The organism is Nonomuraea sp. NPDC049607, from assembly GCF_040675375.1.
Lineage (GTDB): Bacteria > Actinomycetota > Actinomycetes > Streptosporangiales > Streptosporangiaceae > Nonomuraea.
This window is the reverse complement of record NZ_JBFAOV010000002.1, coordinates 308,903-333,091: the sequence shown is the minus strand read 5'-3', so window position 1 is coordinate 333,091 and position 24,189 is coordinate 308,903. Positions and strand designations below refer to the sequence as shown.

The following is a 24,189-nucleotide window of genomic DNA, read 5'->3' as shown; positions in this document are numbered from 1 at the left end:
ACAGATCAGGCGCGCTTGGCGCGGGCGGCGGCCCGGCCACGGGTGGCGCCGTCGAGCACGACCTTGCGGATGCGGACCGCGTCGGGCGTGATCTCCACGCATTCGTCCTCGCGGATGAACTCCAGCGCCTGCTCCAGCGACAGCGTCCGCGGCGGGATGACCTTCTCGGTCTCCTCGCTCGTGGACGAGCGCATGTTGGTGAGCTTCTTCTCCTTGGTGATGTTCACGTCCATGTCGTCGGAACGCGAGTTCTCACCGATGATCATGCCCTCGTAGACCTCGGTGGTCGGCGAGACGAACAGCGTGCCGCGCTCCTGGAGGTTGAGCATGGCGAACGCGGTGACCGGGCCCGACCTGTCGGCCACCAGCGAACCGTTGTTGCGGGTGCGCAGCTCGCCGAACCAGGGCTCGTAGGAGTCGAACACGTGGTGGACCAGGCCGGTGCCGCGGGTCTCGGTCAGGAACTCGGTGCGGAAGCCGATCAGGCCGCGGGCCGGGACCACGAACTCCATGCGGATCCAGCCGGTGCCGTGGTTGGTCATGTGCTCCATGCGGCCCTTGCGGACGGCCAGGAGCTGGGTGACCGCGCCGAGGTACTCCTCCGGGCAGTCGACCGTCAGGCGCTCGACCGGCTCGTGCACCTTGCCGTCGATGGTCTTGGTGACCACCTGCGGCTTGCCCACGGTCAGCTCGTAGCCCTCGCGGCGCATCTGCTCGACCAGGATGGCCAGCGCCAGCTCACCACGGCCCTGCACCTCCCAGGCGTCGGGACGGTCGGTGGGCAGCACGCGCAGCGACACGTTGCCGACCAGCTCCTTCTCGAGCCGGTCCTTGACCATGCGGGCGGTGACCTTGGAGCCCTTCACCTTGCCGACCAGCGGCGAGGTGTTGGTGCCGATCGTCATCGAGATCGCCGGCTCGTCGACCGTGATCAGCGGCAGCGGGCGCGGGTCCTCCGGGTCGGCCAGCGTCTCGCCGATCATGATCTCGGGGATGCCCGCGATGGCGATGATGTCGCCGGGACCGGCCTGCTCGGCCGGCTTGCGCTCCAGCGCCTCCGTCATCAGCAGCTCGGTGATCTTCACCTTCTGGATCGTGCCGTCGGTGCGGCACCAGGCGACCTGCTGGCCCTTGTGGATGACGCCCTGGTGGATCCGGCACAGCGCGATGCGGCCCAGGTAGGAGGAGGCGTCGAGGTTGGTGACGTGCGCCTGCAGCGGCGCGTTGGGGTCGTACGTGGGGGCCGGGATCGTCGACTTGATGATGTCGAACAGCGGCTCCAGGTCCTCCGAGTCGGGCATGCCGCCGTCGTCGGGACGGTTCATGGAGGCGCGGCCGGCCTTGGCCGAGGCGTAGACGATCGGGAAGTCGATCTGCTCCTCGGTGGCGTCGAGGTCCATGAACAGCTCGTAGACCTCGTCGACGACCTCCTTGATGCGGGCGTCGGGGCGGTCGACCTTGTTGATGCACAGGATGACCGGCATCTTGGCGGCGAAGGCCTTGCGCAGCACGAACCGGGTCTGCGGCAGCGGGCCCTCGGAGGCGTCGACCAGCAGCACCACACCGTCGACCATGGAGAGGCCGCGCTCGACCTCGCCGCCGAAGTCGGCGTGGCCGGGGGTGTCGATGATGTTCAGGGTCATGCCGCCGTGCTGGACGGCGGTGTTCTTGGCGAGAATGGTGATGCCCTTCTCGCGCTCCAGGTCGTTGGAGTCCATGACCCGGTCGTCGACGTCCTGGTTCGCGCGGAAGGCCCCGGACTGCCAGAGCATGGCGTCGACCAGTGTGGTCTTGCCATGGTCGACGTGCGCGATGATCGCGATGTTCCGCAGGTCGTCGCGGCTGTTCAAAGGCATGATGACTTCTCGCTCTGTGTCGTGGGGGCGGCCGCGCGAAGTCGCGACCCACCAAGTCTAGTTGATCCCCTCTCGTGGCAAGAGCGGGACAACGCGTCTGCGGCGCTGTACGGGTGAACGTTCCGCCCGGGGTGTCTGATTCCCGCCCCCCGCATGGATCACGGGCGGGCGGGCAGTGAGCGACCGCGAGGGACGAAGGACTGGTGCTGCTCGCCGCGTGGGGGCAGCTCGCCGCGCTTCTCGGGCTGCTGGCCTACTTCCTGCTCCGAGGGCGTACGTGAAGCGGGCCGCGGCCGTCCTCGTGCTGCTCGCACTGCTCGTGGCCGGTTGCGTGAGCCCCGCCCGGGACGACCACGACTACGCGCTCAAGGCCGAGCAGTCGGACGAGAGCGTCTCCTCGACCCTGCGGATCGTCCGCCTGGCCGTGCAGAACTCCCACAAGCTGACCAGGCCGTAGCTGAAGACCCTGCTCACCGACGCGGCCGGGGAGCTGGACGCGGTCGGCGACCAGTTCGGCGGGGTCCAGCCGCCGTCCGAGCGGTCCGACCAGGTGCGCGACCGGCTGCTCGACCGCATCCAGCGGGCCGAGAGCCTGGTGGACGACCTGCTCATCCAGGTCCGCCGGAACCGGATCGAGGACCCCGCCGGTGCGGTGCGGGAGCTGGAGTCGCTGGGGTGAAGAAGCTCTTCGCCGTCACGCTCGGCATCCTCAGCGCCGTCGGCGGCTTCGTGGACATCGGCGACCTCGTGGCCAACTCGCTGGTCGGCGCCCGGTTCGGGATGTCGCTGGCGTGGGTCGTGGTGGTCGGCGGCGCGTCGCCGGCCCTGGAGATCGCCGCCGGCCTGCGCCAGAACGTGCCCGCCGACCGGCTCGCCCCCCTCACCGAGCTGTACGAGCGCGAGCCGGGACGTACATAGCAGGTTGCACATTTGTGTGCATGGCAGGAGCCGCAGCGATCCCTACATTGTCGTCATGACGTGGACAGAGCTGGTGATGAGCTCGGCCCCGAGCAAGGGCGACCAGCCGGCGGTGAGCGACGTCAGGACCGGCGAGGTGCTGTCGTACGCGCAGTTCGCCAGGCGGGTCACCCGGGCGGCGGGCGGGTTGCGGCGCGACGGTCTGACCTACGGCGACCGCGTCCTCATCGATCTGCCGCTCGGCGTGTCCCTGACGGTGGCGGTCCACGCGGTGTCCTGGGCGGGCGGCGTCGCCGTGCTGAACGGCTCGGGCCCGGCCCGCATGATGATCACCCGCGGCCCTCGCGACCTCGGCGCGGTCGCCGCCGACCGGGTCTACGCCTTCCGTCCCTCGCCCGGCACGCTCCCGTTCGCCGGGCTGCTCAACGCGAACCCGGTGGAGTTCGGCCCGCTGGCGGGCGCGGCGCTGGCGCTGGGCGAAGGACGCGTCCTCGACCACGACGAGCTCGCCGCCGACCTGCGCAACCTGGCCGCCCGCCTGGTGATCGGCAAGGACGACGTCGTCGTCAACGCGGCCGGTGACCTGCTCAAAGGGCTGCGGGTGCTCGACCTGGCCCTGATGTCGGGCGCCCACGTGGTGATCGCCGCCAACGAGCCGACCGTCATCGGCTGCCGCGTGCTGGCCGCCGAGCGCAGGGCCACCATGGTCGTGGCGCCGTACGACGTCGCCAGGCGGCTGCTGGGCAACCCCATTCTGCGCGTTGTGGACGAAAGGGCGATCGTCAGCTCGCTTGGCCTGTGAAAAGTGCGACACTGTGGAAGAGTGTGATCCTTCGGCGACGCAGGGTGAACACATGCCAGAGGCCCCCCGGCACAACCTTCCAGCAGAGCCCAATCGGTTCGTGGGCCGCGAACGCGACCTCGACGACCTTCGCGGGCTGTTCGGCGAGACACGCGTGGTCACGCTGTGCGGCGTCGGCGGCATCGGCAAGACCCGGCTGGCCCTGCGGGTGGCCGCCGGGCTGGTGGGCGGCTATCCGGGCGGGGTGTGGCTGGTCGAGCTGGCCCGGGTCGGCCGTCCCGAGCAGATCGTCCAGGAGATCGCCCGGGTGCTGCGGGTGCGCGAGGAGAGCGGGCGCCCGCTGCTCGACACCGTCACCGCCCGGCTGCGCGACCTGCGCTGCCTGCTGCTGCTCGACAACTGCGAACATCTGATCGACGGGTGCGCCGAGCTGGCCGCCGAGCTGGTCGCCTGCTGCCCCCGGCTGAGCGTCCTGGCCACCAGCAGGGAGCCGCTGCGCATCGCCAGCGAGCTGATCTGGCGGGTGCCGCCGCTCGACCTGCCCGAGATGGGGTACGCCGACGCCGAGTCGGTGCAGCTCTTCATGGACCGCGCCGCCGCCGCCGGCACCCGGCTCGGCTACGACACCCTGCCCGACGTGGTCCGCCTGTGCCAGGCGCTCGACGGGCTGCCCCTGGCCCTGGAGCTGGCGGCGGCCCGTACGAGCCTGCTCAGCCCCGGGCAGATCGCCGACCGGCTCGACGACCGCTTCTCCCTGCTGACCACGGGCGGGCGCACCGCCCCGGCGCGGCAGCGCACGCTGCTGGCCACCGTCGACTGGAGCTACGACCTGCTGTCGGCCAAGGAGCAGGTGCTGCTGCGCAGGCTGTCGGTCTTCGCCCGCGACTTCGACCTCGACCTGGCCGAGCAGGTCTGCGCCGAGCCGCCCATCGCGCGGGCGGAGATCGTCGACCTGCTCGGCGGGCTGGTCGACAAGTCCCTCGTGCTGTGCGACGAGGAACGCAGGCGCTACCGGATGCTGGAGACGATCAAGCGGTACGCGATGAAGCGGCTGGACCGGGCCGGCGAGCGCGAGGCCGTCCGCGAGCGGCATCTCAGCGTCCTGTGCGACCTTCAGGAACGCCACTTCACGACCGAGATGGTCCGGCCGGGCGTGCCCTGGCCGGAGCGGCTGGAGTGCCTGATGGCCGGCAAGCAGCTCCTCGACGACCAGCGGGCCGCCCTCGACTGGGCCGCCGAGTCCGGCAACGCGCGGCTCGGCCTGCGGCTGTGCGCCGCCAGCACGGCCCTGCTGCCCATCTCCGGCAACCTGACGGAGATCGTCGGCTGGACCGAGCGGCTGCTCTCGCTCGACCTGTCACTCGTCCCCGACGCGCAGGTCGCGCAGGGCAAGGCGTACCTCGCCTACGGGCTGGAGGCCCGTGACGAGCTCAGCCGGTCGCTGGAGGTGGCCACCGAGAGCCTGGCGGGCCTCGGCGGCGACGGCGGCAACGCGTTCACGCGCTGCGTCATGCACAGCCTCGTGGTCATCCTCCTGCTGCGCATGGGCCGGATCGACGAGGCGCTGCACCACGCCGAGCGGGGCCTGGCCGACGCCACCGAGTCGGGCGACGCCTGGAACCAGGCGGCGGGGCTGGCCGGGCTGTCGGCGGTCGCGCTGACCAGGGGCCGGCTGCGCGAGGCCCAGCGGCTGGGCGACGAGGCCCTGGCGCGGGCGCGCGAGCACGGCCACCGCTGGCTCATGGCCAGGATGGCCGCCCAGCTCGGCGCGGTGGCCGAGGCCCGCGGCGACCTGGAGACCGCCAAGTCCCAGTACGAGCAGGCCGTCCCGTGGTTGTGGGAGCTGGGCAGCGACTCGGAGCTGGCGCGCTGCCTGGCCAGGGTCGGCCGGGTGGCCGCCATGCTGGGCGAGTTCGCCGCGGCCAGGGAGCGGCTGGCCGACAGCCTCGCGCTGAGCCGGCAGAGCGGCCAGCGGCAGGGGGTGGCCCGGTGCCTGGCCGGCCTGTCGGTGCTGGCCGAGCACGAGGGCGACCTCGACGGCGCGGTGCTGGCCGCCGCCGCCGCGGCCACGCTGCGCGAGTCGATCGGCCAGCACTCGGCCACGATCAGGATCGAGGAGCTGCTCTCGCGCGCCCGCGCCAAGCTCGGCGAGGGCCGCACGGCCTCGCTGTGGTCCCGCGGCCGGGCGATGAGCCCCGACGCCGCGGCCCTCCAGGTGCTGGCGGGGGAGCGGCCGGTGTCCCCGCCGCCCGTGGCGGCCGAGCCGGTCAGGCACTCGCTGCTGACCGCGCGCGAGCTGGAGATCGCCGGTCTGCTCACCCGGGGGCTGTCCAACCGGGCCATCGCCGAGGAGCTGGTGATCAGCCCCGCGACGGTCGCCCGGCACATCGCCAACATCATGGAGAAGCTGGGTTACACCTCCCGCGCCCAGATCGCGGTGTGGGCCGCCGAGCACCCCAGCGCTTCTGCATAGGGATCTGCATATTCCGCCCCATGTAGGCACGTGACCCCCTCCCTACCGTGGACGCCATGGATGAGCACATCGTCATGGTGGACGCGGGCACGGGCCTGGAGCTCACCGAGAAGCAACTGGACGAGCGGTCGGCGATCGCGACCGTCCAGTTGCGGCGCAGAGGCGTGCGCGCGGGCGACACGGTGCTCGTCTGCCTGCCCGTCGGGCCCGACCTGCTGGTGGCGGCCGACGCGGTGATGGCGGCGGGCGGCGTCGTCTGGCCGGTGCCCGTGGACCTCGACCGCGCCGGGCTGGGTGAGCGCATCCGGGCCAGCGGCGCGCGGGTCATGATCTCCGACGTGCCGGCGGCGCTGGAGGCGGCCGAGGAGTCACGGGTGCGGATCGTGATGAGCGTCGCCGAGCTGAACGGGCGGCATCCGTATCCGAACAGTCGCGGACAGTCCACGGAAAGTGATCGCGTGGACCCGGCCGGAGGTGGAGACTTAGCGGAAATGTGATCCTCCGCTGACCCTGGGCACCGACATGACTCCGCCAGTTCCGCACAACCTGCCCGCAGAGCCCAACCGTTTCGTCGGCCGCGGGCGCGACCTGATCGAGCTGAGCACGCTGGTCCACGACGAACGCGTGGTCACGCTCAGCGGCATCGGCGGCATCGGCAAGACCCGCCTGTCGCTGCGGGTGGCGGCCAGGGCCGCGCCGGGTTTCGCCGACGGCGTCTGGCTGGTAGAGCTGGCCCGCGTGGCGGACCCGGCGCTGATCGTCAACGAGATAGCCGGCGTGCTCGGCGTCCGCGACGAGGCCCCCGGGCGGCTGCTCGACGGCCTGCGGGTCCGGCTGCGCGAGGCCAGGGCGCTGATCGTGCTGGACAACTGCGAGCATCTGGTCGACCGGTGCGCCGAGCTGGTCGCCGGTCTGATCGCCGACTGCCCCGAGCTGCGCTTCCTGCTCACCAGCCGGGAGCCGCTGCACATCCCCGGCGAGCTGGTCTGGCGGGTGCCGCCGCTCGAACTGCCCGACGACCACCACCCCGACGCCGAGTCCGTGCTGCTGTTCGTCGAGCGGGCGCTGGCGGCGGGGGCCCGTTCGGTGACCGGCAGCATGGACGACGTCGTCCGCCTGTGCCGGGCGCTCGACGGGTTGCCGCTGGCGCTGGAGCTGGCGGCGGCCCGGACGAGCCTGATGAGCCCCGGCCGCATCGCCGACCGCATCGGCGACCGGTTCACCCTGCTGACCAGGGGCGACCGTACCGCGCCCGCCCGGCAGCGCACGCTGCTGGCCACCGTCGAGTGGAGCCACGACCTGCTGCGGCCCAAGGAGCGGGTGCTGCTGCGCCGCCTGTCGGTCTTCGCCGGGCTGTTCGACCTGGCCGTGGCCGAGCGGGTGTGCGCCGACGGCGGCATCGTGCGCAGGGCCGAGCTGCTCGACCTGCTCAGCGGCCTGGTGGACAAGTCGCTGGTGCTCCACCACGACGGGCGCTACCGCCTCCTGGAGACCATCAGGCAGTACGCCGCCGAGCGGCTGGCCGAGGCGGGCGAGCTGACGCGGCTGCGCGACCGGCACCTGCGGGTGATCTGCGAGGAGATGGAGTTCTGCTACCAGGCCGGCGCGCTCGACCCGCGCATGCCCTGGCCCGCCCGCGTCCCCCACTTCGCCAGGGGCCGCGCGCTGATGGACGACTGCCGGGCGGCGGTGGAGCGGGCGGTGGAGTCGGCCGACCCGGTGCTCGGGCTGCGCCTGGCCCGCGCCGCCCTGGCGATCCTGGCCGTACGCGGTGAGCTGGGCGAGACCGTCGGCTGGCACCGGCGGCTGCTCGCCCTCGACCTGTCGCGGGTGCCCTCCGACGTGGTCGCCGTGGCCAAGGGCGGCCTGGCGTACGGGCTGGAGATCTGCGACGAGCTGGCCCGTGCGGAAGAGCTGGTGGTGCAGGGCGTCGAGGAGCAGAAGCGGCATCCGTACACCCACTGGCTGGGCGTCACCTACAGCGTCGCGCTGGCCGTGTTCTTCCGCACCGGTCAGAGCGAGAAGGCGCTGCGCTACCTGGAGGAGCTGGAGGCGGCGGCCACCGCGCACGACGACCCGTTCAACCTGGCCACGGTCCGCATCGCCCAGCTCAACCTGGCGCTCTTCCGCGGCCAGCTCCGCCAGGCCCGCCGGCGCGGCGAGGAGGCGCTGGCCCTGGCCAGGGAGGCTGGCCACCACTGGACGCTGGCCAGGGCGCTGACCCACCTGGGCGCGGTGGCCGAGGCCGCGGGCGACCTGGAGGCCGCCGTGACCTGCCACACCTCGGCCCTGCCGCTGCTGGAGGACATGGGCAACCGGGTCGAGCTGGCCCGCTGCCAGGCCAAGCTGGGCCGGGTGTCGGCCCGGATGCACGACTATCCGGCCGCCCGGCTGCATCTGGCCGCGAGCCTGGCGCTGAGCACCCGCACCGGCCAGCGCAGGGGCGTGGTGCGGGCGCTGATGGCCATGTCGGCGCTGGCGGGCGAGCAGGGCGACCTGGAGGGCGCGGTGCTGGCCGCCGCCGCCGCGACCGCGCTGCGCGAGGCCATCGGCCAGTACGGCGTCCCCGGCCCGGTCCAGGAGCTGCTCACGCGGGCCAGGGGCGGGCTCGGCGAGGGGCGGGTGTCGCTGCTGTGGGCCAAGGGCGCCCGGCAGTCGCCCGAGGAGGTCGCCAGGCGCGTGCTCGACCCCGGCCAGGCCGTCCCGGCGGGCGGGCCCCGGCCGGTGAACGGCTCCTGGCAGAGCGGGCTGACCGGCCGGGAGCTGGAGATCGCCGCGCTGCTCACGGGCGGGCTGAGCAACCGGGCCATCGCGCTGAAGCTGGTGATCAGCCCGGCCACCGTGGCCCGGCACGTCGCCAACATCATGGAGAAGCTGGGCTTCGCCTCCCGGGCGCAGATCGCGGTGTGGGCCACCGAGCACGGCCTCGAATCGCACCCCACATAAGCTGGTATTCATGCCTTTCGCGCCCAATTTCCCGGTGATGCTCAGAACCGAGGACGGTGTGCGCATCGACGCCGTCCACACGCCCTCGGCGGCCGGGGACATCGGGATCGTCATGGCGCACGGCTTCACCGGGTCGTGGCGCGAGCGCACCGCCCGCCGCATCGCGCACGTGCTCAGCGGCTACGGCGGTGTGCTCGCGTTCGACTTCCGCGGGCACGGCCGTTCGGGGGGCGAGACGACCGTGGGCGACCTGGAGATCCTCGACGTGGAGGCGGCCGTACGGCATGCCCGGGTGGTCGGCTACCGCCGGATCGCGGTCGTGGGCTTCTCCATGGGCGCGGCGGTGGCCGTACGGCACGCGGCGCTGCGCCGGGGCGTGGACGCGGTGGCGGCCGTCAGCGGCCCGGCCCGCTGGTACTACCGGGGCACCAAGCCCATGCGCCAGGTCCACTGGGCCATCGAGCAGCCGTTCGGCAGGTTCGCCGCGCGGGTGGCCAAGCGCACCAGGATCGCCAGTGGGCAGTGGGACCCGATCCCGATGCCGCCGCACGAGGCCGCCGCCCTGGTCTCGCCCGCGCCGCTGCTGATCGTGCACGGCGACGCCGACGCCTTCTTCCCGCTGGACCACGCCCACCAGCTCTACGACGGCGCCCGCGAGCCCAAGGAGCTGTGGATCGAGCCCGGCTACGGGCACGCGGAGTCGGCCGCCGGCCCCGAACTCATCCGGCGTATCGGTAAATGGATCTCCTCGAACCTTTCGTGAGTAATACGCGTCTACCTAAGGCGGATGGAAAGGATCCGCCAGGAGAAAAGTCCCTGGGGAAGGAAACCGCCTGTGCGGTGGCCGTGGGACATACTTCAGTAGTCGGGCAGTCGCCCACTGTAGGCGGCCGATCCGGCACCTAGCGTCGCGGGGGCACGCTGGGTGCCTTCCCGGCCCGGGAGGGGCCTCGCGGCGCGCGGGGCCCCTCCCGTCCGCCGTTCTCAGCCCAGCCGGGCGATCGTCTTGTACTCCAGGTAGCCGTTGAGGCCCTCGGGGCCCAGCTCGCGGCCGATGCCGCTGGCCTTGTAGCCGCCGAAGGGCGCGTTCGACTCCAGCATGAAGCAGTTGACGCCGTAGGTGCCGGTGCGCACCTGGCGGGCGACGTTCATGCCGCGCTCGGTGTCGGCCGTCCAGACCGTGCCGGCCAGGCCGTAGTCGCTGTCGTTGGCGATGCGGAGGGCGTCGGCCTCGTCCTCGTACGGGATCACCGCCAGGACCGGGCCGAAGATCTCCTCGCGGGCGATGCGCATGTCGTTGCTGACGTTGGCGAAGACCGTGGGGGCGACGTACCAGCCGCGGTCGCGGGGACGGTCGAGGCCGCCGACGACGACCTTGGCGCCCTCGTCCATGCCGATCTTGATGTAGCCCTCGACGCGTTCCTGCTGGCGTTTGGCCACCAGCGGGCCGATGCCGGTCGCCGGGTCGGCCGGGTCGCCGACGGGCTGGGAGTTGACCATGGCGGCCACGGCGTCCACGACCTCGTCGTACCGGCTGCGCGAGGCCAGGATGCGGGTCTGGGCGACGCACGCCTGGCCGTTGTTCATCAGCGTGGCCATGGCCAGGAAGCCCATGCCGGCCTGGAGGTCGGCGTCGTCCAGGATGATCGCGGCGGACTTGCCGCCGAGCTCCAGGCTGACCCGCTTGAGCTGCTCGCCGCAGATGGAGGCGATGCGGCGGCCCGCGGCGGTGGAGCCGGTGAAGGCCACCTTGTCGACGCCGGGGTGCGAGACCAGGTGCTCGCCCACCTCGCGTCCGGCGGGCACGATGTTGAGCACGCCCGCCGGGATCCCGGCCTCGGCCGCCCACTCGGCCAGCAGGTACGCGTCCAGCGGCGTCTCGGGCGCGGGCTTGAGCACGATCGCGCACCCGGCCAGCAGGGCCGGCGCGACCTTGGTCATGGTCACGAACTGGGGCACGTTCCAGGGCACGATCGCCGCGACGACGCCGACCGGCTCGCGCCGCACGGTGATCGGCCCGAACAGCCCCGGACGCTCCTCCTCCTGCGCGAACTCCTTGCCGAGCCCGGCGTAGAACTGCAGCATGCCGAGCGGCTGCGGCGCCTGGGCGAGGTTGGAGAAGGTGATGGGCGAGCCCATCTCCTCGGTGATCAGGGCGGCCATCTCGCCCTGCCGCTCGTTGTAGATCGCGGCCAGCCGCTCGATCACGGCGGCCCGCTCGGCGAACGTCATGCGCGGCCACGGCCCGTGGTCGAACGCCTGGCGGGCGGCGGCCACCGCGCGGTTCACGTCCTCGGCCGTGCTGTCGGGGACGCGGCCCACGACCTCCTCGGTGTGCGGGGAGATGACGTCGATCGTCCCGGTGCCCGCGGGGGTCACCCATTCGCCCCCGATGAACAGCTTGTCGTGCTGGCGCATGTCGTGAGCCTCCTGCTTGACCGAATGCTTGCTTGTTGGCCGTACGCCTCAAGGCGACCGAACCATGTTCTGTCCGTACACGCAAGAGGGGCGTGCCGCAACCCTCCGGACGCCGGCAAGTGGTCCTCGCTGTTTCCGACACAAGACCATGAACTTCGCCAAAGGTGCGCCACTTGGCACGTTCGGATGACAGCAATCAAGATCATCTTCTATAGTTTCGGTCCGTCTATGCGAGGAGGGGACGGGTGTGAGGATCTGGCGGCTCGCCGCGGTCGTCGTCGTCCTCTCCGGGCTGCTCGGCTTCCCCTTCCCGCAGCCGGCGTCGGCCGATCCCAACATCGATGAGCTGCGCAGACTCACCAAACAGGCGTCCCGGCTCAACGACCTCTACCGCGGCCAGATCCAGAGCCTGGAGGAGATCAGGGTCCAGGCCAAGAACGCCACCGACACCTCCGGCGACCTGGCGGCACGCCTGGCCGCGGCCCAGGCCGACGTGGCCGACATCGCGCGGCAGACCTACGTCAACGGCCCCCTCGACGGCGTGCAGCTCTTCGGCCTGAGCGTCGACCCGGCCATCGCGCTCGGGCAGGCCGCGAACATGTCGTACATGGCCACCGAGCGCACCGAGCGCGTCAAGAGCATCCAGCAGCTCATCGCGAAGTCCAAAGAGGCCAAGCTCAACGCCAACGACAAGATCAGCAAGCTGAAGAAGGAGATCAGGACCCTTCAGGGCAAGCGGCGCGAGATCGAGCGCCTGCTCGCCAAGTACGGCTTCCAGCAGCCCGGCGGCGCCGACGGCCTGACCCCGCGACTGATCGCGGTCCGCGCCGAGATCATGCAGAACTTCCCGATGAAGTACGGCGTGGGCTGCCTGCGCCCCGGCGACCCCGGCGAGCACGGCAAGGGCCGGGCCTGCGACTTCATGATGTCCCCCGGCGGCACCATGGCCGCCGGGGCCGACGCCGACCGCGGGGACGCCCTGGCCGAATGGCTCATCAAGAACGGCTCGCGGCTCGGCGTCATGTACATCATCTGGAAGCAGCGGTACTACGACATCCGGTCAGGCGGGGGCTGGGACCCCATGTCCGACCGGGGCGGCGTGACCGCCAACCACTACGACCACGTTCACGTGTCGGTGTTCTGAGCGACGCGCTCCCGGTACCACGCGTAGGACGCCTTGGGGGTGCGGCGGCCCGTGGCGAAGTCCACGTGCACCAGGCCGAAGCGCTGGTGGTAGCCCTCGGCCCACTCGAAGTTGTCCAGCAGCGACCAGACGAAGTAGCCGCGCACGTCCACGCCCTCGGCCCGGGCGGCCATGACGGCGTCGATGTGGGCGCGCAGGTAGTCGATGCGGGCCTGGTCCTCGACGGTTCCCCGCGGGGTGAGCTCGTCCGGCTGGGAGCAGCCGTTCTCGGTGATGTGGATGGGCGGGAGCGCGCTGCCGTACCGGGCCTTGAGGCCGGTCAGGAGCTCGCGCAGGCCGTCGGGGACGACCGGCCAGCCGAACGCGGTGGTGGGATACCCGGTGAGGCCGGTGTCGGTGAACGGGAGCACCTCGCCGGGAGGCGGGGCGGCGATCCGGGTGGGGTTGTAGTAGTTGATGCCGAGGGCGTCCAGGGGGGCGGAGATGGTCTCCAGGTCGCCGTCGCGCAGGAAGTCCAGGGCGGGGACGTAGGTCGAGAGGTCTGGATAGCTCCCCAGGAGCACGGGGTCGTTGAACAGGCGGTTGTGCAGGACGTCGTAGGCGTCGGCGGCCCTGACGTCCGCCTCCTCCTGCGAGGCGGCCCAGACCGGCGTGCAGTTGTTGGTGATGGCCACCTGCCGCGCGCCCGCCGCCCGCAGGGCCCCGACCGCCAGGCCGTGGCCGAGGAGCTGGTGGTGGGCCACGGGAAGGGCGTCGAGCAGGAGGGCCTGGCCGGGGGCGTGGATGCCCATGGCGTGGCCGAAGGCCATGTGGACGAAGGGCTCGTTCAGGGTGATCCACAGGGGGATGCGGTCGGCCAGGCGCTCGGCGACGATCGCGGCGTAGTCGGCGAAGCGTCCGGCCGTGTCGCGGTTCGTCCAGCCGCCCTCGTCCTGGAGGGCCTGGGGGAGGTCCCAGTGGAAGAGCGTGGGCACGGGCTGGATGCCGGCCGCCAGCAGGCCGTCGGTCAGGCGTTCGTAGAAGTCGAGGCCCTTGGGGTTGACCTCGCCGGCGCCGAGGGGCTGCACGCGCGGCCAGGCGATGGAGAAGCGGTAGGCGTTCACGCCGAGGCCGGACATGAGCCCGATGTCCTCGGGCCAGCGGTGGTAGTGGTCGCAGGCCACGTCGCCGGTGTGGCCGTCCCTGGTGCGGCCGGGCTCGTGGGCGAAGGTGTCCCAGACGGACGCGCCCCGGCCGTCCTCGGTCACCGCGCCCTCGATCTGGTAGGCGGCGGTCGCCGTACCCCATAAGAACATCTCGGCTCCTTTATGCGAGTATGGCTCATGTTAACGGACGGCAAAGAGGCCGGTCTGTACCTGCTGGTAATAAGCCAGGATGGGGAGCATGACGAGTACCTTGCGCCGCCGTCCCGCCCAGCGCCGGAGCGTGGAGCGGGTGGAGCGGATGCTCGACGAGTGCGCGCTCCTGCTCGACGAGGTCGGCTACGAGGCGTTGACCACGAAGGAGGTCGCGCGCCGCGCCGAGGTCCCCATCGGCACCTTCTACCAGTTCTTCCGCGACAAACAGGGCCTGGTGCGCGCCCTCGCGCTGCGCAACCTGGAGGCGTTCCTCCAGCGGGTCACCCAGCGCATCGCCGAGGCCGACCTCGGCCACTGGACCGACCTGGTCGACCTGGCCATCGACGAGTTCGTCGACATGAAACGCACCACCCCGGGGTTCGGGGTGGTCGACTTCGGCGAGGTGCTGCCCACCCCCGGCGGGCCGCCGCTGGAGGGCACCAAGCGCACGCTCGACAGCGCCCTCGACAACAACGTCATCGTGGCCGACCGGCTGCGCGCGCTCACCCTCGCCCTGCTCCACGCGCCCGCCGGCCCCGGGCTCGACCGGGCGCTCGTGGTGGCCGTCGAGGCCACGGACGCCGTGCTCAAGCTCGCCTTCCGGGTCGATCCCGACGGCGACGCCGACCTGATCGCCGAGTGCAAGCAGCTCGTCCGCCGCTATCTCGCCGACCACCTGCCCTGACCCCGTCAGGCGACCGCGCCGAGGCGGGCGTGCAGTTCGGCGTCCAGCTTGACGTCCGCCGCGCCGACGACCTCGTCGAGCTGGGCCGTCGTGGACACGCCCACCACGGGCACGTGGCCGTCGGCCATCAGCCACGCCAGCACCACCTGGTTGGGCGTCGCGCCCAGCTCGCCGGCGACCTCGCGCAGCACGGCCAGGCGGCGGGCCGTGCCCGGGTGGTCGTAGATCTCCGGCATCGGCCGGTCCGCCCGCGTGTACGCCCCCGACATCAGCGTGTTGTAGGCCCACAACGTCACGTCCGGCTCGGCGGCGACGTAGTCGAGGGTCTCGTCCGAGGCCAGCGTGTGGCCGCCCTCCGGGAGCCGGGTGAAGGGCCGCGGGCGCAGGTAGGTGTGGCGGAGCTGCACATGACCGTACGGCAGCCAGCCGCGCGCGCCGGAGACGTTCCTGGCCCGCTCCAGCCGCCAGGCGGCGATGTTGCTCGCTCCCAGCGCGCGGACCTTGCCCTGTTCGGCCAGCGTGTTCAGGGCGCCCAGCGTCTCCGACAGCGGCACCGAACGGTCCTCGATGTGCGACCAGTACAGGTCGATGTGGTCCGTCCGCAGCCTCCGGAGGCTGCCTTCGGCGGCCCGCGTGACGGCCGCCGCCGACAGGCCCTCGGCCGAGCCGAGTGTGCGGTCGCCGGGCACGGTCGGCCGGGCCCCGCCCTTGGTGCCGATGAAGATCCGGTCCCGGTTGCCACGCGCGGCCAGCCAGGCCCCGACGGCCTCCTCGCTCTCGTCCCCGGTGCGGCCCTCGTCCCAGAAGGGGTAGTTGTTGGCGGTGTCCAGCATGGTGCCGCCGGCGTCCTGGAAGCGGTCGAGGATGGCGAAGGTCTCCCGCAGGCCGACGCCGGTGCCGAACGGGATCGTGCCGAGTGCGATGTTCATGGGCCAGACCCTCCGACCTGGAGCGCACTCCATGTCAAGCCGTTGACCTGGAGTGCGCTCCAGGTGAAAGACTGGGGAGCGTGAGCGTGTACACACCCGCCGAGGTCGTCGAGGAGACCGGCTTCAGCCTCGACACTCTGCGCTACTACGAGAAGATCGGCCTGCTGGAGCGCATCGAGCGCAACGCGGCCGGTCAGCGCAGGTTCAGCGAGGAGGACGTCGGCTGGCTCGGCATGATCCGATGCCTGCGCGACACGGGCATGCCCATCGCCATGCTGCTGCGCTTCGCCGAGCTCGTACGCGGCGGCGACCGGACGATCCCCGACCGCATCAGGCTCCTGGAGGAGCACGACCGGCAGGTCCAGGCCCAGATCGCCAACCTGACCGAGCGCCAGGACTACATCCACCGCAAGATTTCCTATTACCGCAGCGTTCTGTAGCCCTGCCTTGGTGGTCCGGTTGTTAGACCAAAGACCATGGCCGTCACCAGGGCGAAGCGGATCAACGTCCCGCTGCGCCACCTGGCCGCCTCCTGCGCGGCCATGCTGTTCGTCCTGCTGGCCCACATCACGGTCGTCCAGGCGTTCGGGACGCGGGCGCTCAACGCCGACCGGCGCAACGAACGCTCGCTCATCGCCCGGTTCGCCCGTCCGCGCGGCGACATCCTGACCTACGACGGCGCGACCATGGCCAGGAGCCGCCCGGCGCCCGCCGGCAGCCCGTACCGGTTCCAGCGGGTCTACACCGACGGCGAGCTCTACGCCCCCGTCACCGGCTACATGTCCCTCTACCGCTCCACGGGCGTGGAGGAGGCCGAGGACGGCGTCCTGTCCGGCGACGACGCCAAGGTCAAGGTGCGCTCGATGGTCAGCGACGGCGACGTGGCCGGCGCCGACGTACGGCTGACCATCGCCCAGCGCACCCAGTGGGCCGCCTACCACGCGCTGGAGGCCGCCGGCGTGCCCGGCGCGGCCGTGGCCCTCGACCCGGCGACCGGCGCGATCCTCGCCCTGGCCAGCTACCCGTCCTACGACCCCAACGCCCTGGCCACCTTCGACCCCGCCCGGCTCGACGCCACGCTCGGCCGGCTGCGGGAGGCCCCCGGACGGCCGCTGCTGAACCGGGCGCTCAACCAGGTCTATCCGCCGGGGGCCACGTTCAAGCTGGTGACGACGGCCGCCGCGCTGGCCTCGGGCGAGTACACGCCCACGGCGCCCGTGGACGCCGCCGTCCGCCTGCGGCTGCCCGCCCCGCTCGCCGGGCCGTGCGGCAGGGCCCGTCCCACGTTGCTGCGCGCCTTCCAGACCTCGTGCGACACCGCGTACGCGGGCATCGGGGTGCAGCTCGGCCAGGACATCCTGAGGGACCAGGCCGAGGCGTTCGGGTTCGGCGACAGGGGACTGCGGGTGCCGCTGGCCGCGACGCCCAGCACGTTCCCGCAGGGTATGGACCGGGCCCGGACCGCCCTGTCGGCCGTCGGCCACGACCAGGACCGGGCCACCCCGCTGATGGTCGCGATGTTGTCGGCGGCCGTGGCCAACAACGGCGTGCTGATGCGGCCGTACCTGGTGGAGGAGGTGAGCCTGCCGGACGGCTCGATGCTCGGCCAGGCGGGGTCGACGCCGTACCGCACCACCATGACGCCCGCCCAGGCCCGCTACCTGGCCGCGATGATGACCACGGTGACGCACGCGGGCGGGCCGGGCGCGGCGGTGGCCGTCCCCGGCGTCGAGGTGGCCGCCAAGATCGCGGTGGCGGACGGAGAGCACGCGCTGGCCACGGCGTTCGCCCCGGTGCGGGCCCCCGAGGTGGCCGTCGGCGTGGTGCTGGAGGACCCGGGCCCCCGGGCCGCGGCGGTGGCCGGGGTCGCCCGCGCGGTGCTGGAGGCGGCGCTCGCCTGACCGCCGTCGGCCGAGTTCTCCACAGATTTGAGTCTGGGCGCGAACGGTAGTTGATGCCACACTCACAGTGATGCTGCGAACCGCCGATTTCCGCAACCTGCCGGCCGAGCCGAACCTGTTCGTGGGCCGGGAGTCCGATCTCGATGAGCTGGTGCACCTCAGCCGGGTGTCGCGGGTGGTGACGCTGTGCGGCGCCGGAGGCATCGGCAAGACGCGCCTCGCCCTGCGCCTGGCCGCCAGGGTCGCCTCCGAGCACCCCGACGGCGTGTGGCTGGTCGAGCTGGCCGACCTGGAGAAGGGCGAGCTGCGGGAGCGGGTCGCGGCCGCGCTCGGCGTCGCCGAGGACCTGGCGGACACCGTCGGCGGCCGTCGCGTGCTGCTCGTGCTGGACAACTGCGAGCCGGTGGTCGGCGAGTGCGCCGAGCTCTGCCGCGACCTGCTCGGCGCCTGCCCGAGGCTCACCGTGCTGGCCACCAGCCGCGAGCCGCTGCGCGTGCCGGGTGAGACCGTCTGGCGGGTGCCGCCGCTCTCGCTCGTCGGCGAGGAGAGCGAGGCCGTGCGCCTGTTCGTGACCAGGGCCGGCGCCGCGCGTCCCGGCTTCGAGCTGACAGAGGAGACGTTGCCGCTCGCGGTCGAGCTGTGCCAGGCGCTCGACGGGCTGCCGCTGGCGATCGAGCTGGCCGCCGCGATGGTCCGGGTGTTGTCGGTCAGGCAGCTCGTCGAGCGGCTCGACGACCGGTTCAGGGTGCTGGCGGGCGGCGCCCGTACGGCCCACGCCAGGCACCGTACGCTGCGCGCCGCCGTCGACTGGAGCTACCGGCTGCTCAGCGCCCAGGAACGCCTGCTGCTGCGCCGCGTGGCGGCCTTCCGCTCCTGCTGGACGCTCGACCTGGCCGAAGCGGTGTGCGCGGGCTCCGGCCTGCCCGAGGAGGACGTGCTGCCGCGCCTGTGCGACCTGGTCGACAAGTCGCTGGTCGTGCTCGACGGCGAGATCGCCGGCCAGGCCCGTTACCGGCTGCTGGAGACCGTCCGCGAATACGCGCTGGAGCAGCTCGCCGAGTCCGGGGAGGAGGTGACGCTGCGGCGCGCGCACCTGTCCGCCCTCGCCGGGCTGGCCGGGCGGTTCAAGGACGTCCTCGCGCCGGGCGCGCACACGTCGTGGCCCGTGGTCGAGCGCTTCGTCAACCTGTTCGACGGGCTCAAGGCCGAGGTGGGCGCGGCCTGCGACTGGGCCGCGGCCAGCGGCTCCCCGCAGACCGCCCTGCGACTGCTGACCGACGTGCGCTACCTGCTCATGGCCAGCGGACGCCGGCTCGACATCGCCGACCGGCTCGACCGGCTGCTCGCGCTCGACGCCCCCGAGGTGTCCGGGGGGTTACGCGGGCAGGCCATGATCCTGCGCGGTGAGCTGGCGCTCGCGGCCGGCGAGACGGAGCTCGCGGCCCGGTGCGTGCAGATCGGGCTGGCGCTGTGCGTCGACGCCCGCGACGCCTACGGCGAGGCCGTGGGCCTGATCATGCTGGCCCAGGCGACCGGCGACCAGGAGCCGCTGACCCCGGCCCTGGAGGCGGCGCGGCGGCGCGGCGACCCGATCCTGGAGTCGCTCGCCCAGGGCACCCGGGCCGACTTCGGCCTGCGGACCGGCCGCCTGCACGAGGCGCGGCGGGCGTTCGAGGAGGTCCTGGCGCTGAGCGAGCGGCTGGACAACCACCTCGGCCAGTCCTACGGCCACGTCGGCCTGGCCCAGATCGCCCGGCGCACCGGCGACCGGGTGGGCGCCAGACGGCACTACGAGGCCGGCCTGCGCCTGGTGCGGCACATCGACGCCCGGCAGCAGATCGTGAGCTGCCTGGCCGGGCTCGGCCGCGTCGCGCTCGACGAGGGCGACCTGGCCGAGGCGCGCACGCGGCTCACCGAGGCGCTGGTGCTCAGCCGTGACGCGGGCCTGCGCGACGGCATCGCCCGGCGGCTGGCGGCCTGGGCGCGCCTGGTGGCCGCCGAGGGCGACGCCCGGCGTGCGGTCCTGCTGTCGGCCGCCTCGCTGGGGCTGCGCGGCCGCCGCCCCGACGCCCGCGCCGAAGAGCTGCTGGCCCCCGCCCGCGAACGGCTCGGCGAGGCCGTGGTGGCGCTGCTGTGGGCCGAGGGCCTGACGATGACGGCCGACCAGGCGGTCTCCTGCGCGCTCGGCGGCCCGCTGCCCGAGCTGCCGGTCGAGCCGGTCGCCCCGGGCGTCCAGGACAGCAGGCTGACGGCCAGGGAACGCGAGATCGCCGAGCTGGTGGCCCGCGGGCTGAGCAACCGGGCCATCGCCGACGAACTGGTGATCAGCCCGGCCACGGCCGCGCGGCACGTCGCCAACATCCTCGGCAAGCTCGGCTTCTCCACGCGTACACAGATTGCCGCATGGATGATCGGCGGACGCTGATCCCGGCGGGTTCTCTACACATCGGCGCCGTCCGGCGCTTACATCGTCGAATGGCCATGTCAGCGCATGTGCCGCCGGGGCCCTGACGCCTACCGTTCTGCCTGTGATCGAACGCGCTCCGCGCTCCCCGTCCTCGCGCCGGGGGCCGCGGCGGCCGGTCGACCGAGGGACGTCACGCGTCCCGACGGAGCCGGGCCTTCTCGGAGGGGTGGGGGCCCGGTTCCCGGACGCGTGACAGCGGGCTCGAGTCGCGCAGGGCTCGGGCCCGCCCACCTCGCCCCTGGGCTGGGGAAATGCACACCGCTCTACATAGATCGGTGGATGCGGCCGGCGCGCGGGCGACCGTACGTTGACGGGCATGACGCCGTCCGCCTCGTCCTCCGGCACCGTGATCCACGAGGTGTTCCGCCGGGCCTACGAGCGGGGCGAGCGGCCGGCGCTCATCGATCTGCGCGGCGGCCACGTCTACGGCTACCGCAGCCTGGTGACCCAGGTGACCAGGGCGGCGTCCGGGCTGGTGCGCAGGGGAGCGCGGCGCGACCAGGTGGTGGGGGTGCACGTCCCCACGACCGGCACGCAGACGGTGGCCCTGTACACCGTGCTGGCGGCCGGCGGGGTGGCCGCGCCGATCGATCCCGGGCTCGGCGCCGACGAGGTGGCCGGGCTGCTGCGCGAGTGCGACGCCCGCACGCTGATCACCACCCCCGACCTGGCCGGGACGGCGCTCGCGGCGGCCGACGGCTCCCGCGTGCGCCAGGTGGTCTGCCTCGGCCCGGCGCTCGACACGTTCGACTTCCGCGGCCTGCTCGTGCTGGAGCCGATCGCGCTGCCCGCGCTCGACGCCGAGCGGCAGGACGCGCTGACGCTCCCCGGCGGCGCCCGGCTCACCCACGCCGACCTGCTGGCCAGGATGGACGAGCTCGACGTGCCCGTCGGCCTGAAGGAGTCCGACGTCGTGCTCAGCACGTGGCCGCCCGGCGACGGCGCCGACCTGCCCGCGCTGGTCGGCCTCGCCTTGTCCAGGGGGGCGCTGATCGTGGCCGCGGGCCGCGGTGACCTGCCCGGTCACGGCTACGACGCGGGCGTCACCGTGCTCACCGGCCCGGACGGCACGCTGGAGCGCGTCGGCTGAGTATGCGGACCTGTTACCTGCTCCGCCCTTGACGTCGGCGCGCGCGAAGTGGGTTGATATCCGTTGTTGACAACGTTGTCAAAGGTCACCAACTTCGGGGGAATCGAAGGGAATGGTGTGCGATGCGACGGTGGTTAGCGGCCGTCTCGATCACGATGGCGGGCGTTCTCGGCCTGGCGGGCTGCGGCGGAGGCAGCGGCGGACAGGCCTCCCAGTCGGCCGCGCCGAGCAGCGGCGGCAAGCAGCAGGTGGAGGTCTTCTCCTGGTGGACCGGCCCCGGCGAGGCCGACGGCCTCCAGGCGATGAAGAAGATATTCGAGGACAAGAACCCGAACTACACGTTCTTCGACGCCGCCGTGGCGGGCGGCTCGGGTGACAAGGCCAAGGCGTTGTTGCAGTCGAAGTTGCAGGCCAACACGCCGCCCGACACCTTCCAGGGGCACGCCGGCGCCGAGTTGCAGGGCTACATCAAGGCGGGCAACCTGGAGGACCTGACGTTCCTGTACGACGAACTGAAGCTCAAGGACGTCTTCCCGGCCCAGCTCGTCGAGCAGATCAGCGTCGAGGGCAAGATCTACTCGGTGCCGGTCAACATCCACCGGTCGAACGTCCTGTGGTTCAACCCCAAGGTGCTCAAGGACGCCGGCATCGCGGCCGCGCCCAAGACGATCGAGGAGTTCATCGCCGACCTGGAGAAGGTCAAGGCCAAGGGCAAGATCCCGATCTCCGTCGGCTCGGAGTGGACCGCCACCCACCTGCTGGAGAACGTGCTGCTCGGCTCGCTCGGCACCGACGCCTACAACGCGCTGTTCAAGCCGGGCGCCGACTGGAGCGGCCCGCAGATGACCAAGGCGCTGGAGAACTACGCCAAGATCATGTCGTACGCGGGCGACCCGCAGGACGACTGGCAGCCCGCGGCCAAGCAGGTGGCCGACGGCGAGGCGGCGTTCAACATCATGGGCGACTGGGCCTACGGCTACTTCCACAACCCGCCGGAGGGCGGCCTCGGCAAGACGTCCAAGACGGACTTCGACTGGGCGCCCGCGCCCGGCACCGAGGGCACCTACATGTGGCTGTCGGACAGCTTCACGCTGCCCAAGGGCGCCAAGAACCGGGATGGGGCCGTCGCGTGGCTGAAGGTCGCGGCGAGCAAGGAGGGCCAGGACGCCTTCAACCCCAAGAAGGGCTCCATCCCCGCCCGCAAGGACGCCGACCAGTCGCTCTACACCGACTACCTGGCCGACGCGCTGAAGGACTGGTCGGGCAACAAGCTCGCCGGCTCCATCCAGCACGGCGTCTCGGTGAGCCAGCCGTGGCTGGCCTCGATCAACGAGGCGGTCGGGCTGTTCATCGGCAGCAAGGACGTCAAGGGCCTGCAGCAGGGCCTGGCCGACGCGGCCAAGGCCAACGCTCAGTGACGCATGCGGGTACGGCGGGGCGCTCCCGCCGTACCCGCGCGAAGGGAAACGGTTGTGAGGCGGGCACGCACCTGGCTGCCCGGACTCCTCCTCGTCGCGCCGTCGATCGTGGCGATCGGCGTGTTCGTGTACGGCATGCTGGGCTGGAACTTCCGCCTGGCCATGACCGACCAGCACGATGAGGTGTCCGAGGGCACGTTCGTGGGGCTGAAGAACTTCATCGACATCTGGGACCAGGCGCGCTGGCGCCTCTCCGTGAACCACGCGATCGTGTTCACGATCACGTTCGTGGTGGGGGCGCTGGTGCTGGGCTGGTTCCTGGCGTTCCTCATGGAGAAGGGGATCTGGGGGGAGGGCACGTTCCGGGCGATCTACCTGTTCCCGATGGCCGTGTCGTTCGTCGCGACCGGCATCGTGTGGCGGTGGCTGATGAACTCGGGGACGGGTGAGCGGGCGGTCGGCCTGAACCGGCTGTTCGACGCGATCGGGCTGCCACAGTGGCAGTGGTTCAGGGATCCGGACTGGGGGATGGCCGCGATGGCGCTCCCCGCGATCTGGCAGATGTCCGGATATGTCATGGCGTTGTTCCTGGCGGGGTTCCGTGGCGTGCCCGAGGAGCTGCGCGAGGCCGCGCGGGTGGACGGCGCCGGCGAGTGGGGCGTCTACCGGCACGTGGTGCTGCCCATGCTCAGGCCGGTCACCCTGTCGGCGCTGATCATCCTGGGACACATCTCGCTCAAGGTCTTCGATCTCATCGTGGCGGTGTCCGGCAAGCAGATCATCACCGACGTGCCCGCCGTGTTCATGTGGGTGGCGGTCTACGACTCGCACGACCCGGCCAAGGGGGCCACGATCGCGTCGTACATCGTGCTCAGCGTGGCGGTGTTCGTGATCCCGTACCTGATCTGGTCGGTGCGCAAGGAGCGCAGGCCATGACGGCCGTCGCCGGCGGGCGCCGGAGCAGGTTCGGGGTGGTGCGGTTCTGCCTGCTGCTCGCCCTGGTGGTCGTCGTCCTCGTCCCGATCTACGTGCTGCTGGCCACCAGCTTCAAGCCGCTCACCGAGGCCGACCCCGGCCAGGCATGGAACCTGCCGAAGACATGGACCACCGAGGCGTGGCGGGTGGCCTGGGAGAAGCTGGCCCCCGGCCTGTGGAACAGCGTGCTGCTGGCCGTCCCCGGCTCGCTGCTGTCGTGCGCGTTCGGGTCGATGAACGGCTACGTGCTGTCCAAATGGCGCTTCCCCGGCGCGGACGTGCTGTTCACCCTGTTCCTGTTCGGCATGTTCATCCCCTACCAGGGCGTGATGATCCCGCTGGTCAAGCTCATGGTCTGGCTGAACGAGCAGACCGGGCTGCAGGGCGTCTTCTACGGCGGCATCCCGGGCCTGGTGCTCGCGCACGTCGTGTACGGCATCCCCATCTGCACGCTGATCTTCCGGAACTACTACGTCACGATCCCCGACGAGCTGATCGAGGCCTCGCGGGTGGACGGCGCGGGGATGCTGCGCGCGTACTGGTCGGTCGTGCTTCCGGTGTCGTGGCCCGCGATCGCGGTGGTGATCATCTGGCAGTTCACCTCGCTGTGGAACGACTTCCTGTTCGCGGTCTTCATCACCGGGCCGCAGAGCTGGCCGACCACCGTCATGCTCAACAACATCGCCGGGGCCCAGGCCACCCCCTACAGCCAGCAGATGGCCGCCGCCGTCCTGGCCTCCGTCCCGACGATGCTGATCTACGTGCTGCTCGGCCGGTTCTTCATGCGCGGCCTGATGGCGGGGGCGCTGAAGGGGTAGAGCCTGCCTCAC

21 protein-coding genes are annotated in these 24,189 nt (G+C 71.9%); 17 read left to right on the top strand and 4 right to left on the bottom strand.

Going from position 1 to position 24,189, the window contains the following annotated elements; genetic code table 11:
• Positions 1 to 5: 5 nt before the first annotated feature.
• Complete coding sequence (gene typA, locus AB0J97_RS05800; RefSeq protein WP_357697726.1) at positions 6 to 1,856, bottom strand: translational GTPase TypA; 1,851 nt, start codon at positions 1,854 to 1,856, stop codon at positions 6 to 8.
• 277 nt (positions 1,857 to 2,133) lie between these two features.
• Here typA and AB0J97_RS05795 point away from each other — a divergent pair, with 277 nt between their 5' ends.
• The 8 genes from AB0J97_RS05795 (at position 2,134) to AB0J97_RS05760 (ending at position 9,758) form a co-directional block, all read left to right on the top strand.
• Positions 2,134 to 2,313: a hypothetical protein gene (locus AB0J97_RS05795; RefSeq protein WP_364084972.1), complete on the top strand. Its 180-nt coding sequence runs from the start codon at positions 2,134 to 2,136 to the stop codon at positions 2,311 to 2,313.
• 93 nt (positions 2,314 to 2,406) lie between these two features.
• Positions 2,407 to 2,535, top strand: coding sequence for a hypothetical protein (locus AB0J97_RS05790; protein WP_364084969.1), 129 nt, complete (start codon positions 2,407 to 2,409; stop codon positions 2,533 to 2,535).
• Positions 2,532 to 2,774 carry a hypothetical protein gene (locus tag AB0J97_RS05785; protein WP_364084966.1) on the top strand — a complete coding sequence of 81 codons (243 nt, stop codon included), beginning with the start codon at positions 2,532 to 2,534 and terminating at the stop codon, positions 2,772 to 2,774. The genes AB0J97_RS05790 and AB0J97_RS05785 overlap by 4 nt, the downstream gene beginning before the upstream one ends.
• A 55-nt stretch (positions 2,775 to 2,829) precedes the next feature.
• On the top strand, positions 2,830 to 3,576 hold the full coding sequence (locus tag AB0J97_RS05780) for an AMP-binding protein (RefSeq protein WP_357697732.1): 747 nt from the start codon (positions 2,830 to 2,832) through the stop codon (positions 3,574 to 3,576).
• A 52-nt stretch (positions 3,577 to 3,628) separates the two neighbouring features.
• Positions 3,629 to 6,049 carry a LuxR C-terminal-related transcriptional regulator gene (locus AB0J97_RS05775; protein WP_364084962.1) on the top strand — a complete coding sequence of 807 codons (2,421 nt, stop codon included), beginning with the start codon at positions 3,629 to 3,631 and terminating at the stop codon, positions 6,047 to 6,049.
• A 56-nt stretch (positions 6,050 to 6,105) separates the two neighbouring features.
• Entirely contained in the window at positions 6,106 to 6,546 is a 441-nt protein-coding gene (locus AB0J97_RS05770) for an AMP-binding protein (RefSeq protein ID WP_364084959.1), read from the top strand.
• Between the two features lie 25 nt (positions 6,547 to 6,571).
• Positions 6,572 to 8,995 carry a LuxR C-terminal-related transcriptional regulator gene (locus AB0J97_RS05765; protein WP_364084956.1) on the top strand — a complete coding sequence of 808 codons (2,424 nt, stop codon included), beginning with the start codon at positions 6,572 to 6,574 and terminating at the stop codon, positions 8,993 to 8,995.
• Positions 8,996 to 9,005: 10 nt separating this feature from the next.
• A complete protein-coding gene (locus AB0J97_RS05760; protein WP_364084953.1) occupies positions 9,006 to 9,758 on the top strand; it encodes an alpha/beta fold hydrolase in 753 nt (250 codons plus the stop codon).
• Between the two features lie 221 nt (positions 9,759 to 9,979).
• On the opposite strand, the gene AB0J97_RS05755 is transcribed toward AB0J97_RS05760, so the two are convergent.
• Positions 9,980 to 11,413, bottom strand: coding sequence for an aldehyde dehydrogenase (locus tag AB0J97_RS05755; protein WP_357697740.1), 1,434 nt, complete (start codon positions 11,411 to 11,413; stop codon positions 9,980 to 9,982).
• 247 nt (positions 11,414 to 11,660) lie between these two features.
• Between AB0J97_RS05755 and AB0J97_RS05750 the strand changes: the two genes are divergently transcribed.
• Positions 11,661 to 12,557, top strand: coding sequence for a hypothetical protein (locus AB0J97_RS05750; protein ID WP_364084950.1), 897 nt, complete (start codon positions 11,661 to 11,663; stop codon positions 12,555 to 12,557).
• On the opposite strand, the gene AB0J97_RS05745 is transcribed toward AB0J97_RS05750, so the two are convergent.
• A complete protein-coding gene (locus tag AB0J97_RS05745) occupies positions 12,539 to 13,852 on the bottom strand; it encodes a GH1 family beta-glucosidase (protein ID WP_364084947.1) in 1,314 nt (437 codons plus the stop codon). The two genes, AB0J97_RS05750 and AB0J97_RS05745, sit on opposite strands and share 19 nt — an antisense overlap.
• Before the next feature lie 88 nt (positions 13,853 to 13,940).
• On the opposite strand from AB0J97_RS05745, the gene AB0J97_RS05740 reads away from it, so the two are divergent.
• Positions 13,941 to 14,579, top strand: a complete 639-nt coding sequence (locus AB0J97_RS05740) for a TetR family transcriptional regulator (protein WP_357697746.1) — start codon at positions 13,941 to 13,943, stop codon at positions 14,577 to 14,579.
• Positions 14,580 to 14,584: 5 nt separating this feature from the next.
• On the opposite strand, the gene AB0J97_RS05735 is transcribed toward AB0J97_RS05740, so the two are convergent.
• Entirely contained in the window at positions 14,585 to 15,508 is a 924-nt protein-coding gene (locus AB0J97_RS05735) for an aldo/keto reductase (protein WP_364084944.1), read from the bottom strand.
• Between the two features lie 80 nt (positions 15,509 to 15,588).
• On the opposite strand from AB0J97_RS05735, the gene AB0J97_RS05730 reads away from it, so the two are divergent.
• From AB0J97_RS05730 to AB0J97_RS05700, 7 genes are all read left to right on the top strand, one after another.
• Positions 15,589 to 15,948 carry a MerR family transcriptional regulator gene (locus tag AB0J97_RS05730; protein WP_357697748.1) on the top strand — a complete coding sequence of 120 codons (360 nt, stop codon included), beginning with the start codon at positions 15,589 to 15,591 and terminating at the stop codon, positions 15,946 to 15,948.
• Positions 15,949 to 15,984: 36 nt separating this feature from the next.
• On the top strand, positions 15,985 to 17,409 hold the full coding sequence (locus AB0J97_RS05725; RefSeq protein WP_364084941.1) for a penicillin-binding transpeptidase domain-containing protein: 1,425 nt from the start codon (positions 15,985 to 15,987) through the stop codon (positions 17,407 to 17,409).
• Positions 17,410 to 17,479: 70 nt separating this feature from the next.
• A complete protein-coding gene (locus tag AB0J97_RS05720) occupies positions 17,480 to 19,834 on the top strand; it encodes a LuxR C-terminal-related transcriptional regulator (RefSeq protein ID WP_364084938.1) in 2,355 nt (784 codons plus the stop codon).
• 358 nt (positions 19,835 to 20,192) lie between these two features.
• Positions 20,193 to 20,966 carry an AMP-binding protein gene (locus AB0J97_RS05715; RefSeq protein ID WP_364084935.1) on the top strand — a complete coding sequence of 258 codons (774 nt, stop codon included), beginning with the start codon at positions 20,193 to 20,195 and terminating at the stop codon, positions 20,964 to 20,966.
• Positions 20,967 to 21,088: 122 nt separating this feature from the next.
• On the top strand, positions 21,089 to 22,384 hold the full coding sequence (locus AB0J97_RS05710; RefSeq protein WP_364084932.1) for an ABC transporter substrate-binding protein: 1,296 nt from the start codon (positions 21,089 to 21,091) through the stop codon (positions 22,382 to 22,384).
• A gap of 54 nt (positions 22,385 to 22,438) precedes the next feature.
• Entirely contained in the window at positions 22,439 to 23,320 is an 882-nt protein-coding gene (locus AB0J97_RS05705; protein ID WP_364084929.1) for a sugar ABC transporter permease, read from the top strand.
• On the top strand, positions 23,317 to 24,177 hold the full coding sequence (locus tag AB0J97_RS05700; RefSeq protein WP_357697760.1) for a carbohydrate ABC transporter permease: 861 nt from the start codon (positions 23,317 to 23,319) through the stop codon (positions 24,175 to 24,177). Before AB0J97_RS05705 ends, AB0J97_RS05700 begins: the two co-directional genes overlap by 4 nt.
• The last annotated feature ends 12 nt before the right edge of the window (positions 24,178 to 24,189 follow it).